Annotated in this window: 9 protein-coding genes; 4 read left to right on the top strand and 5 right to left on the bottom strand. The window is 59.4% G+C overall.

The window, feature by feature from the left end:
* Positions 1 to 9 precede the first annotated feature (9 nt).
* Complete coding sequence (locus WJU23_RS20705) at positions 10 to 1,347, bottom strand: MFS transporter (protein WP_346334528.1); 1,338 nt, start codon at positions 1,345 to 1,347, stop codon at positions 10 to 12.
* Between the two features lie 197 nt (positions 1,348 to 1,544).
* Here WJU23_RS20705 and WJU23_RS20700 point away from each other — a divergent pair, with 197 nt between their 5' ends.
* The 3 genes from WJU23_RS20700 to WJU23_RS20690 all read left to right on the top strand — a co-directional run bounded on the left by WJU23_RS20700 (position 1,545) and on the right by WJU23_RS20690 (position 7,474).
* Positions 1,545 to 3,188: a right-handed parallel beta-helix repeat-containing protein gene (locus WJU23_RS20700; RefSeq protein WP_346334527.1), complete on the top strand. Its 1,644-nt coding sequence runs from the start codon at positions 1,545 to 1,547 to the stop codon at positions 3,186 to 3,188.
* Positions 3,189 to 3,285: 97 nt separating this feature from the next.
* Positions 3,286 to 6,087, top strand: coding sequence for a DUF1553 domain-containing protein (locus tag WJU23_RS20695; protein WP_346334526.1), 2,802 nt, complete (start codon positions 3,286 to 3,288; stop codon positions 6,085 to 6,087).
* A gap of 4 nt (positions 6,088 to 6,091) precedes the next feature.
* Entirely contained in the window at positions 6,092 to 7,474 is a 1,383-nt protein-coding gene (locus WJU23_RS20690) for a DUF1501 domain-containing protein (protein ID WP_346334525.1), read from the top strand.
* A gap of 16 nt (positions 7,475 to 7,490) precedes the next feature.
* Here WJU23_RS20690 and WJU23_RS20685 read toward each other — a convergent pair whose 3' ends face one another.
* From WJU23_RS20685 to WJU23_RS20670, 4 genes are all read right to left on the bottom strand, one after another.
* Positions 7,491 to 8,777 carry a polysaccharide pyruvyl transferase family protein gene (locus WJU23_RS20685; protein WP_346334524.1) on the bottom strand — a complete coding sequence of 429 codons (1,287 nt, stop codon included), beginning with the start codon at positions 8,775 to 8,777 and terminating at the stop codon, positions 7,491 to 7,493.
* Between the two features lie 126 nt (positions 8,778 to 8,903).
* Positions 8,904 to 10,040 carry a 23S rRNA (adenine(2503)-C(2))-methyltransferase RlmN gene (gene rlmN, locus WJU23_RS20680; protein ID WP_346334523.1) on the bottom strand — a complete coding sequence of 379 codons (1,137 nt, stop codon included), beginning with the start codon at positions 10,038 to 10,040 and terminating at the stop codon, positions 8,904 to 8,906.
* Between the two features lie 28 nt (positions 10,041 to 10,068).
* Positions 10,069 to 10,674 (bottom strand): hypothetical protein, encoded by a 606-nt coding sequence (locus WJU23_RS20675; protein ID WP_346334522.1) that lies wholly within the window; start codon positions 10,672 to 10,674, stop codon positions 10,069 to 10,071.
* Positions 10,675 to 10,775: 101 nt separating this feature from the next.
* Positions 10,776 to 11,438, bottom strand: a complete 663-nt coding sequence (locus tag WJU23_RS20670; RefSeq protein ID WP_346334521.1) for a DUF4412 domain-containing protein — start codon at positions 11,436 to 11,438, stop codon at positions 10,776 to 10,778.
* A 198-nt stretch (positions 11,439 to 11,636) separates the two neighbouring features.
* Here WJU23_RS20670 and WJU23_RS20665 point away from each other — a divergent pair, with 198 nt between their 5' ends.
* Entirely contained in the window at positions 11,637 to 13,280 is a 1,644-nt protein-coding gene (locus tag WJU23_RS20665; RefSeq protein ID WP_346334520.1) for a sulfatase-like hydrolase/transferase, read from the top strand.
* Positions 13,281 to 13,286 lie beyond the last annotated feature (6 nt).

Genomic DNA, 13,286 nt, shown 5'->3' with positions numbered 1-13,286 from the left:
CTGGTGGAATTAACGGTCTGATCCCGGTGTGATTCTGTTCTTTTCTCCTGGTTTCAATACGTGACCAGATTGCCTGGCGGCGAGCACCAGGGCGGAGGTGACGGCGGAGGATGCGGCGAGCATAAACATGCCCGCTGCGTAGCCAGTCGTATTTTCCTTCAGCCAGCCCATGGCATAGGGGCCGGCAAAGCTGCCCAGGTTGCCAATGGAATTGATCAGGCCGATGGCGGCCGCATTAGCCGTGCCGGCCAGGAAGCTCGTGGCATACGCCCAGAAGCTGGGGGTATAACCGGTCAGCCCGATGACGCCCAGGCAAAGGCACACCAGAGCCAGCGGCAGATGATGCTGCAAAAGCGCAGCCCCTGCCAGTCCCACGCTGCCCATCATCAACAGCGCCACTGTGTGCCAGCGTCGCTCGTTCATCCGGTCGGAGGACCAGCCTGCCATCAGCTTGGCCACCACTCCCAAGGAGTAGGGGAGGGAGACTAAAAGGGAAACCGTCCAGTTGGAATATCCGGACACGGCTTTCATCATGGTGGGCAGCCAGTAGCCCAGCCCGTTGGAGGCCATCAGGCCAAAAAAATACGCGGTGGAAAACAGCAGTACCTGCGGATCTCGCAGAGCCTGGATGATGGACTGGGCGCGGTGCGCGCCTGCCTGCACTTTGATAAGGCGCTCTTTTTCCAGTTCCGCCACCAGCCAGGCTTTTTCATCCTCCGGCAGCCATTTGGCATGCTCCGGTTTTTCGGTGAGAAAAAACCAGGACGTGATGCCCAGGACTATCGCGGGCATGCCCTCCAGAATAAACAGCCAGCGCCAGCCCTCCAGGCCGAACCAGCGGATCTCCAGCAGAGCGCCGGAGACCGGGCCGCCGATGACCATGGCCAGGGAGATGGCCGACATGAAAAGCGCCACGGCTTTGGCACGGTCCTTCATCCGGAACCAGTGGCCCAGATAGACAATCATTGCGGGAAAGAAACCTGCCTCCGCTGCTCCAATCAGGAAGCGCAGCCAGTAAAACTCCTGCTCGGTATTGATGAAGCCCATGGCCATGGCCAGTGCGCCCCAACTGAGCATGATGCGGCAGACCAGCTTGCGCACGCCCCAGCGGGAGGCGATGACCGCACCTGGCACTTCCAGGAGAAAGTAGCCGACGAAAAAAATGCCCGCGCCAAAGCCATAGGTGGCTGCGGTGAAACCCAGGTCGACCGTCATTTCCAGCGCCGCGTAACTGACGTTCACCCGGTCCAGATAGGCGACAATGTAGAGCAGAATGAGGTAGGGCATCAGTCTCCACATGACCCGCCGCTGAGCCCGGACACCGACGTCTGGATTGTGGGGAGGCATAGGGCTGGAGGAGAATAAGAAGCAGGTGGTATAACGGAACGAGAGCACTGTCATTCCTGCCTAGCAATGGTTTCATTATGGGACCAGGTATGCCCGCTCTTGGCTGAAAGGTGGTGCCCGGCATTTATTATGCATTGTCGCATTTCGCTTATTCTTTGTCGTGGTGTTCGGTCTGCGGTTTCCGTTAGACTCTCACCATGAAGTCATTCTATGCCCTCCTCTTTTGTCTCGGTCTTACTGCCATGGCCTCGGCTGATGATGCCGCCAGGATCGCCGCCCTGCTGGAGGCTGCGGCCAAGGAGGGCGGCGTCGTGACCATCCCACCGGGAGATTACCACCTGGATGGAGCGACTCCGCTTCCCCTGTCCTCAAACACCATCGTCTCGGCCTATGGTGCGCGGTTTCACCTGCCGGAAAAGCTGGAGGACAAAGTCCGCCTCGTTCTCTTTGCCGGTCAGGACCTGGCGCATTTCACCTGGATGGGGGGAGAGTTCATCGGCCATGTTTTTGATCCTGCCCGAAAGGAAAATACTTGGGAGCCGAGCGTCAACACCAAGGCCATCGAGATCACCACCACGGAGGGTGGCCGCACGCATGACATTCTTTTCCGCGATGTGAGATCCAGCGGCGTCGCCGGGGCGGTCATCGGCGTGCATGGCTTCACCGAAAAAGGCCGTGACGGCAAGGTCATCACCCAGGCCGAGCGGGTGGTGCTGGAAAGCTGCACGCTCCTGCGCAGCGGCAAGTTCATGTGGGACTACGGCTACCTGTGGCAGATCGTCACCTGGCCGGATGCCTATGAACCCTGGGAGGTGGAGCGCGCGAAGACTTACTTCCGCATGGATCTGACCTATGAAAAGGCGGTTATGCAAGATGGCGATGACAAGGTGCGCTTCGACAACCGGACCAAACCCATCCCCGTGAGCCAGACGGACGAGCCAAAAGAGGCTCTCAGTTTTCTCACGCCGGAACTGCCCCAAAACATCACGCAGGGACGGCAATACTTTGTGGTGGAGTCTAACGAAGAGTACATCAAAATTTCTGAAACGCCCGGCGGGCCACCTTTGAAATTCCAGGGCTCAGGTGAAGGAACCAGCTTCGCGTACAACCTCTCCGCCTGTTATCTGAACTGGGCACCCATCGGCGCAGGGCCGGGCAAGGGCGCCTTTGACATCACGGGCAGCAAGGATGTGCGGGTGATTGGCTGCCAGGTCAGTGCACTGGGCGATACCATGCACATCCAGGGCTGTACGAACATCGTCTTTGCCAGCAACCAGATCCTCGGCTCGCGCATGGGGGCGTTCTTTCTGGCGGAGTTTTGCCAGAACGCCACCATCACGGGCAACCTCATTGACGGCACCAATGGCTCGCGAGTGATGAGCGTGGAGAAGTCTTGCACGGATGTCACCATCACCGGCAATACCTTCCGCAATGGCGGGCGCGGAAGCTGGATCAACCAGCCGAAAAACTTCATTCTTCAGGGCAATGTCTTCGTGAACAACACCACGAAAAACGAGGACAACAAGCGTCGGGGCCGCATCGCTTATCAGACCGGAAAGCCCGTGGCCTTTCCTGAACTCTACTTCACCATCTATGAAGAAGGGGCCGGCTACGGACCTGTGATTGTCCGGGATAATGTCTTCTCTCTCGGCGAATCTGCACCGGAAAATGCGGTTACTTTTGCCCCCAATGGCCGTGACCTCCAGATGACCGGCAATGTCTTCCAAAACCGTCTCGCCACCATCGTGGTGGACCCCTCCTGTCAGAATCTGAAGATCGGTGACAACCAGGGAGCCGAGGTGAAGACTGCGCCCGTGCATTTTAATCATGGCCGACGGTAGTAGAAAACGTTAGGTTTCCAGGCCCTTCCGGAAAGAAACTGCGCCTGCAGCCCGATCTTTTCTGTCAAAGATTGCCTGTTTCCAGCATTCTATATCCGTGCGCTGCCTTTCCTCCATCTCGCTTCTCCTTGCCCTGGTGGCTGCTGATTCAGCGGTCGCAGACGGGGTGGCTTTTTTTGAGGGGAAGGTGAGGCCGTTGCTGGTGAAGCACTGCTACGAATGCCATTCGCAGGAAACCGGAAAACAAAAGGGCGGCCTGCTCCTGGACCGCAAGGAGGGCTGGGAGAAAGGAGGCGATGCAGGCCCTGCCCTGGTGGTGGGGCAGCCGGCCAAGAGCCTGCTGATGCATAGCGTGCGCTATGAGGACGAGGACCTGCAGATGCCGCCGAAGTCGAAACTGTCGCCGGAAGAGATCCGCGTGCTGGAGCAGTGGATCTCGATGGGCGCGCCTGACCCACGGGTGGAGTCGCTCGCGGAGGCGCAGCCGACGAAGACCATTGATTTCGAGGCAGCGCGGCAGACCTGGGCCTATCGCCCTTTGCAAAAAGGTTCTTTGCCCGCAGTGAAGGACAAGGCGTGGCCACGCAATGACCTCGACACGTTTGTTTTGGCAGAGCTGGAAACGAAGGGGCTGAAACCTGCGCCGGATGCAGACATGCGCAGTTTGAAGCGCCGGTTAAGCTACGACCTCACCGGCTTGCCACCGGCGGAGGCGGACCTGGAACCGCGCGACTATGAGGCCTATGTGGACCGTCTTTTGCAAAGCCCCGCCTTTGGTGAAAAATGGGGGCGGCATTGGCTGGACCTGGCACGCTACGCAGATTCTAACGGCGGGGACCGGAACTACACTTTTTATCAGGCCTGGCGTTACCGGAACTACGTTATCGACAGCTTCAATCGCGACCGGTCCTACTATGACTTCATCCGCGAGCAGATTGCGGGTGATCTGATGCCATCACAAAATGATGCGCAGCGCCGCGAGCGCATGATCGCTTCCACCTTCCTCGCCTTGGGACCGAAGATGCTGACGGAACGCGACAAGGAGAAGCTGCATCTCGATACCGTGGACGAGCAGCTTGATACCATCGGCAAATCCATGCTCGGGCTTTCGATCGGCTGTGCCCGCTGCCATGATCACAAATTTGATCCCATCTCTCAGAACGACTATTACGCTCTCGCCGGCTTTCTGCGCAGCACGGAGATTGTCATGGGCACTCGCAACGGCTGTGTAAATGTGGCGAGCTGGGTGGAGCAGCCATTGCCCAAGGCAGGACCGGAGTTTGCCGAGCTGAAGCAAAAGGTGGAGCGGCTGGAACTCGCGATGCGGCTCAAGGTGGAGCGTGATTTCATGGAAACAGTCGCGGGTAAGAAGTCGCTGACAAAGCTTCCGCTCGCGGGCATCCTCTATGATGAGACGAGCGCCGAACTCGTCGGAGACTGGAAGGAATCCAAACTCTCCAAGTATCGCTTTGGAGACTTCTATATTCACGATGACAGGAAGGACAAAGGCGTGAAGAAGGCGGTCTTTCGTGGCGCCTTGCCAGAGACCGGTATCTACGAGGTCCGCATCGCCCATCCGGCCAAGGAGAACTGTGACACGCAGGTGCCGATCACGGTTGAGGCGTTTGACGGCGTTCACGAAGTCGTTTTAGACCAGACCAGGAAGCCGAGCATTGGCGGTTTGTTTGAGCCCATTGGCCGCTTTCATTTTGAGAAAGGCGGGCGCGTGAACGTCATCATCGGCACGATAGGGACGAAGGGTTATGTCATCGTGGATGCGGTGCAGTTCATCTCGGAAAAGGACATCGAGCGTGAATCCATGGCCCTGGCGATGGTCAACGGCAGCGCCACGGGCGATCCGCTGCTCACCATGAGCAGCGCCTCCCTGTCGAAGGAGCTGAAGAAGCAAATTGACGAGCTCAAGGATGCCGATCTGGCCATGGCACCGCGTGACTCCGCCGATGCGGGGGATCTGAACCTGCGTGTGCGCGGGGAGGCGAACCAGCTCGGGCCGAAAGTGCCGCGCAATTTCCTCAGCGTGCTGCATCGCGGACCTGCGCCCCAGATCGCCGAGGGGTCCAGCGGACGTCTGCAACTTGCCGAATGGATGGTGAGCGAAGAGAACGTCCTGCTGGACCGCGTGATCGTGAACCGTCTCTGGGCCAAGCTTTTCGGGCAGGGAATCGTCAGCACGGTGGATAACTTTGGCGTGCAAGGCGAGAAGCCCACACACCCGGCGCTGCTGGATCACCTGGCGGCGAAGTTCAGGGCCAGCGGCGGGTCCGTCAAAACGCTGATCCGGGAGATGGTGCTGAGCCGCACTTATCAGCTCGCCGCCGAGGGCAGATCAGAACGGGTGGAGCGGGATCCCGAAAACAAACTCTTTGCCCGGCATGCCTACCGCCGCCTCACGGCTGAAGAAATCCGCGACAGCCTGCTGCAACTCACCGGCGAGTTGAAAACCGGGCAGGCCGGTCCCACGGCGCTGACATATGGCGAGGATCTCGATGATCTGATGAAACTGGACACGATCACGGACCGCAGCGTTTACCTGCCGGTGGCCCGCAACAATCTCGCACCAGATCTGGAGATCTTCGATGCGGCGAATCCGGAGATGACTTCCGGTGATCGTCCCTTGACCACCGTGCCCACGCAGGCGCTGTATTTGCTAAACAGTTCGTTCATCCAAAAACAGGCCGCCACTCTCGCGCAACATGCCTATGCGCAGGCGGATGCCGTAATGTGGTTGCATCAGACCATCCTTGGCCGTGCGCCCAGTGACGCCGCCGCGAAACGTGCCCAGGCTTTCATTGACCAGAGCGGCACGGACCGTGAGCAGGCCCTCGCGGATCTCGCGCATGTGCTGCTCGCCTCCACAGAGTTTCTTTTCCTTGAATGATGTCATGAATCCTTCTTCGCCGCTCATCTCACGCCGTCACGTTTTGCAATCCGCTGCTTGCGGATTCGGTGCGCTCGCGCTCAATGGCATCTCGACGGCGGCAAATCTGCCGCTTGGGCTGCATCACGCACCCCGCGCCAAGCGGGTGATCTTTCTCTTCATGCAGGGCGGGCCGTCGCAGGTGGACACCTTTGATTACAAGCCGAAGCTCCAGGAGCTGGATGGCAAGAAACTGCCCTTCGCCCCTGCGAAGAACCTGGATCCCTCCTCGGCGAGCCAGGCGAAGCTGCTTGGATCGCCGTGGAAGTTCAAGCAGCATGGCGAAGCGGGCCTGTGGGGCAGTGAGCTGTTTCCTGAAGTATCGAAGCGGCTCGATGACATCTGCGTCATCAAATCCATGCAGAGCAAAGGCCAGTCCCATGGCCAGGCGGTGTGCATGATCCACACGGGCGCGGATAATTTTGTGCGTCCGTCCATCGGCTCCTGGATCAGCTACGGCCTCGGCACGGAGAATGCCGACCTGCCAGCCTTTGTCAGCATCAGCCCGCCGGCCACTCATGGCGGTCCGCGCAATTACGGCTCCGCGTTCCTGCCTGCTGCGCATCAAGGTACTACTGTGGGCCGTAGTGGAAAGCTCGGCAAAGAGGCCACCTTCCGCTTCCTGGATGCCGGGGGTGATGCCGCCGGGCAAATGCGTAAAATGGATCTGCTGCAGGAGATGAACCGTGAACACTTCGAGCATACGCGCCATGCCCCGGTGGAGGGCATGATCCAGAGCATGGAGCTGGCCTTCCGCATGCAGCGGGAGGCTCCCCGCGTCATGGACATTGAGGACGAGCCCGCCCACATCAAGGCGCTTTACGGCATCGGCGACACTGTGACGGACAATTACGGCCGCCAGTGCCTGCTCGCGCGCCGTTTTGCCGAAGCGGGGGTGCGCTATATCCAGGTCAGCACGCCGAACGTTTGGGACCAGCACTCTGAACTCGTCAAAGGCCACACGAAGAACGCGGCGGCAGTGGACCGTCCCATCGCGGGTCTGCTGGCGGATTTGAAACAACGCGGCATGCTGGAAGACACCCTGGTGGTCTGGGGCGGCGAGTTCGGCCGGACCCCGATTGTTCAGGGTGCCAACGGCCGCGATCATAACCCGCAGGGCTTCACCATGTGGCTCGCCGGTGGCGGCGTGAAAGCCGGCTTCGCGTATGGAGAGACGGACGACTTCGGCTACTACGCCGTGAAAGACAAAGTCCACATGCACGATCTGCATGCGACCATCCTGCACCTCCTCGGCATTGATCACCTGAAGCTGACCTATCGTTATGCCGGCAGAGACTTCCGCCTCACTGATGTCTATGGCGAGGTGGTTACTGGGATTTTTGCGTAAGCCTTGTTGAGGCTCCTCACACAGCGCCACCGGCGGCATTGCGCAGGATGGCCATCGTCTCGCGCTGGCGCTGCTGCACAAACTCCCGTGCCTTGGCTGCTTTGGCCTTGGCTGCTGCGGGATCTTTTGCCATGGCCAGGGCGGTGGAGGCAACGCGCGCCAGCTCTTCCGGCTTGTCCAGATCAAAGAGCCAGTCACCGAGGCCGATGTCCTGCCACATGAAGCCCTTGGTGGTCTGCTCAACAAACCGGCAGACAATGGCGGGAATGCTATTGCCGATGGCCATGATGGGGCTGTGCATCTCATTACTTACCAGCCCGGCGGAGCGCACATAGGTGCTGATGGCCTCATTCGTCAGCCAGAAGTTCTCGCGCCACACCACCTTCGCTTTCACATCCTCCGGTAGCGGATCCACCAGCAGTTCCTTGCCCGTCTCCATCTGGGTGGAGTCTTCCGGGCAGACGAGGATTTTCATGCCTGTCTCGCGCACAATGGCGATGATGGCATCGCGCAACGGCGCGTGGTCATGCTCCTTCATCTCCTCATTGCGAAGATGCTTGATCTCGTTGAACTCATAGTTAGGCTTCGCCTTCCAATAGGGCGCATTGCGCAGGTTCGGCAGGAAGCACATGAACCGGCCCTCCTCCAGCCCGTGCTTTTTCATGAAAGCCAGCGCGGAGTCGTCATCGCGCACATCGGCTGCGAAAGCTCCATCCGGTCCAAACTCGATCACGGGTGCCTTGACTCTTGCGTCCTTCACGACTTGCAGGGATTTGCCATCCCGCAGGAAGACGAAACTTGCCCCATCCAGCAGCTCCTTGCAGTATTCGTCCAGGCCGTTGTTGCGCATGATCTTCAGCCCTGGATCTCCTGCCGCTGCCATCGTGATGCCATAGACGCCATAAGGCTTGCTTGTCTCCGCCTTCCACGCGGCCACGTCACGATGCGCGGTCAGGTAAGGACCGGAGCCATGAAGCAGGAAGTCATTTTCAAAAGCCTCCTCTTTGGTGCGCACGATGCGCAGCTTGGGGAAGCGCTTCTGCAGCATTTCCTCCACGCCGTTGCGCACATCCATCGGCCACAGGGTCACTTCTGCCTCGGGAATGTGTTTTTCAATCAAGGCCAGCACACCCGGCGTGTGCCCAATGTCCCCAATGTTCACCGTCTGCCAGGATGACCGTAGCACGATGCGGGGCGGCTTGGGACTTGTGGCAAACAGGTTTGAGAACAAGGCTGACGCCGTGACAGCCGCTGAAGTCTGGCTGATGAACTGGCGGCGTCTGAGGGCAGAAGAAACGTGCATGATGGGAGTCAAAAGCCGTTCCTCCACCGCGTCAATCAGGGGATGTTTGATGGACGGTAATATGATGGCACCTGGGGGTTGGGTGGGCCAAACGCAATGGCTGAGAATTATTCCCGCAGGTGATCCTCAAGCACCGGCACCAATGGTGATGCGCTTCTCGGGAATGGGTGTCTCGATGATGCCGTCGGCGGTTTCCTGGCGGAGCCGGAGCTGGCCGCAGGCGGCGGCGATGTCGTGGCCCTTTTCTCGCCGGAGGGTGGCTTTGACACCGGCATTCAGAAGGACATCGCGGAACGCATCCTGGACTTCTTCGGTGGGGCGGACCCACTGGAGACCTTCGACGGTGTTGTAGGGGATCAGATTGACCTTGGCATCCAGGCCTTTGGCGCGTTTGGCCAGACGGTGGGCCTGGTCGAGTCCGTCGTTCACGCCCTGAATGAGGATGTATTCAAAAGTGATGTGCTGCTTGCGCCTGGAGCGCCAGTAGGACAGAGCTTCGAAAAGCTCATCCAGATTATGCTTTTTGTTAACCGGCATGATCTTGTCACGCACTTCGTCACTGGCACCGTGGAGGGAGATAGCCAGGCGGATTTGCAAGGGGAAGTCGGCCAGCTTTTTGATCTGTGGGGCGAGCCCGCTGGTGCTGACGGTCATGTGCCGGGCACCGATGCCGATGCCCCATTCGGAGTTCAGGATCTCGATGGCCTTGGTGACGTTGCTGTAGTTCGCCAGTGGCTCGCCCATGCCCATGAAGACCAGGTTATCCATGCGCTCACCGCTGTAGGCTTCCACCTGGACGATTTGCTCCACGATCTCTGCCGCTGTCAGGTTACGGGCGAAGCCGGCGAGGCCGCTGGCGCAGAATTTGCAATCGTAAGCGCAGCCCACCTGGCTGGAAACGCAGAGGGTATGCCGGTCCGATGCCTCGCCATACAGCGCCGGATTGGCGGGGATGAGCACGGTTTCCACAAAACGGCCGTCGTGCAGCTTCAGCAAAAACTTGCGGGTGGTGTCCTTGGAGCCGGTGACTGTATTGATGGTCATCGTGCGGGTGACGTAGCGCTCGGCCAGGGTCTGGCGCAGGCCTTTGGAGAGGTTTGACATCGCCTCAATGCTGACGGCCCGTTTGGCAAAGGTCCAGTCAATGACCTGCTTGGCACGGAAGGCGGGCTCGCCCATTTCGGTCATGAAGGCGGTGATCTCGGGCGGGGTCAGACCGAGCAGGGACGGGAGAACAGCAGGTTTGGGGGCGATGTCAGTCAAAGCAGAAAAGGCGGTCAAACCGGGCGGATCAGGCCAGGAAAGCATCCTGCAGCACGATCTGCCCGTCCCGCCGGGTGTAGCGGGCACGCCAGGAGGCATCTATCGCCGAAACAGCGCTCAAAACAACCTTGTTCTCTGCCATGGTCTGCTTGCGGAACTGGCGGCCAGATGCTTCCAGGCGCGGCAGCTCCGCCCAGCTCGTGATGTCGAGCCCGGCGATCACCGTCCCCGGCGGCAGCGGTGCCGGGTCCATGCACCAGGCGGGGGGGATCATCTGCAAAAGGTGGGTGTAGTGGCTGGCGCGGAGTTCGGCGGTCCAGAAATCACGCAGGGCAGGCAGGTGCAGCATGGCATGCCAGAGCGGCGAAGTCACCGAGGTCAGCGGCCCGTCACTGTGCAGGGTGCTCTGTTCGAAAGTGATCTCAAACGCCTCTGGCAACTCGTGGGAGATGGGCTCCTGCGGCATCCATTCGTTTAAAAAGGCGGTTATAGTCTCGCTGAACCGGCCTTTGCGGTGGCGGGCTTGCAGCATCGCCATGGCTGCCAGCCAGCGGGAGCATTCATAGCCGAACGGGCGCAAATCTTTCCAGGCGGGATGGTCGTCTGGAAGGCGTTGGGTGGCGGGGGCGGACATTCACTGTCATAATCTCAGGCGGGCTGTCTGCCAATAAAAAGGAGCAGGGCACGAATGCCGCTGCTCCGGGGAAATTGGAGATATTTTCCGCTGTGCCTGGATTACTGGCCAGGCATCACAGGCATTTTCATTTCCTGGTAACCTTCGGGCAGGGCAAAGGCGGAGGCATCTACGGGCTCTTGCTTGGCGGAAACCAGCTCCGAGACGCTGGACTTGCCCATGACGGTCATGTCAGCCTTGATGACCATGCCGGGGAAATCGCTGGCCTGGGGGGAAAGGGCGGCGGCGGGGTTGCCCATGGCCTTCATCATTTTATCCTGGGCGGCATTCAGCTCTTCATAGCCGGGGAAATCCTTGGCCACCCAGAATTTGCCGGAACCGATCTGGCCAGTCCAGGTGAAGATTTCACACTCATATTCGCCCACTTTTTCTTTCTGCCCGGTGGCCACAGGTTTGGCGGCGGGTTTGTCAGTATTGCCGCCCAGGGCACCGCTGGCCATGGCCATCATGGCTTTCAGGGACTCGGCGTCCATTTTCATGATGACCTTCTGCGCGTGCATCAGCATCACCATGCTGGAGGCGGCGCCATCGGCGATGATGCTCATCTGCTGGCCCACATCCATGCGGGTCATGTCGCCTTTGATCTTGATGTTCACTTCTTCGGCCTGGCCGTCAGTCGTGGTTTTTTGGACGACCACCCAGTCAGCAAAGGTGGATTGGAGGGCCAGGAAGGAAACGGCGAGGAAGAGGAAAGTCTTTTTCATGGGGTCAGAACTTACGTGGATTCGCGTGTGCGGGTCAATCTGGTTCTCCCGGAGGCTTGGAAATTGTTTAGGTGAATTCGCAGTAACCTACGCACTTCATACGGGGTAGGCTGGGCGGGCGGAAGAAGCTGCAAAAAAGAAAGACGGACTTTTGTCGTAATCGCAGCCGGTTAGCTTGCGTTCACAGAGGTCTCTGACATGCGCCTTCTTTCTTTCCTTGCGGTTCTAACTCTTATCAGTGGCGGGCTTCACGCCGCGCCGCCTAACATTGTTTTCGTTCTCAGTGATGACCACAGCTACCCTTTCCTGGGCTGCTACGGTCGCACGGACATGAAAACGCCGCACTTCGACAAGCTGGCGGCGGAGGGCATGAAGTTTCACCGCATGTTCACCGGGGCACCGCAGTGTGTGCCTTCCCGAGCTACCTTTCTCACCGGCCGCTCTGCGGTGGCCTGCCGAATCACCCGGTTTAGCTCGCCTTTGCCACGGGATGAGATCACGTATCCGGAGATCTTGAAAAAGGAGGCGGGTTACTTTGTCGGTGTGCTGGGGCGCAGTTATCATCTGGATGGCTCCGCGCGTGGACCGGGCACGACGGCGAGGGTTTTTGAGGAGAACAATCTGCAGACCTTCAAGGAGCGTTTTGATTATGTGGATGCGAGCGGCCAGGGCAACATCCCGGAGACGATGAAAGCCTTTTTTGACCAGAGGCCGGCTGACCAACCTTATTACCTATGGGTGAACTTTAGCGATCCGCATCATCCGTGGGACACGGGGGAAAACCCGCCTGACCCAGCCAGCATCAAAGTCCCCGGCAGCCTGCCGGACCTGCCGGGCGTGCGCGAGGACCTCTCCCGGCACATGGGGGAGATCGAGCATATGGATGGCGACTTCAAACGCGTGCTCGAGATCATCAAGGACCGCGCCGGGTTAGAAAACACCCTCATCGTTTTTACCGGCGACAACGGCATGGCCTTCCCCAGCGGAAAGGGGAACCTTCATGATCCGGGACTGAATGTGCCGCTCATCGTCTGGTGGCCGGGGGTGGTGAAGCCGGGCATGGAATCCCGCGTGCTCATCTCCGGAGAGGACATGGCACCGACTTTTCTGGAAGCCGCCGGCTTGCCCGTGCCTGACCGGATCAGTGGCAAAAGTTTCCTGCCGCTGCTGCGCGGCCAGGCGTTTGAACCGCGCACGCATATCTTTGCCGAGCGCGGCCCGCATGGCAGCGCCACCTTTGACGAGAATGTCCGGGCCTCAGGTGTGGATTACAGCCGGGCGGTGCGCAGCGACCGGTATAAGCTCATCTACAACGTCACTCCCAGCCACACTTATGCCCCGGTGGACAGTGCGGGCGGGCCTGGCTGGAAGGACATTGTGAAAGCGCACGAGGAAAAGCAGCTGGCCAGTGAGTTTGAAACGCTCTGGTTCACCAGCCCGCGTGCCATCTATGAACTCTACGACCTGGAAGCCGACCCGAATGAGCTGCGGAATCTGGCCGGTCAGCCGGACATGAAGGACACGGAGCAGCAGCTCAAAGAGGCCCTTCAGGAAAAGATGATTCTGGACTTCGACTACCTGCCCCTGCCACTGGCTCTGCCGCCCAAGAAGAAGGCTGGCGGCCAAAAGCAGGGTTCGAAAAATGATCCCAGCCGTGAAGCGCAGTTCATCCAAAAGGATACTGACAATGACGGCGTGCTGAGCTGGGAAGAATTCAGCAAAGGGCGCAGCCGGGCCGATGCGGAAGGCTGGTTTAAAGCCCGAGATCAGGACGGCAACGACAGCCTCAGCCGCGAAGAATTCGTCACCGGCAATGTGCCCAACCCACCCAAGAAGCCCTGATTTCCG

Source organism: Prosthecobacter sp. SYSU 5D2 (genome assembly GCF_039655865.1).
Classification (GTDB): domain Bacteria; phylum Verrucomicrobiota; class Verrucomicrobiia; order Verrucomicrobiales; family Verrucomicrobiaceae; genus Prosthecobacter.
The sequence above is the reverse complement of the archived record's forward strand: the minus strand, read 5'-3'. Positions and strand labels throughout refer to the sequence as shown.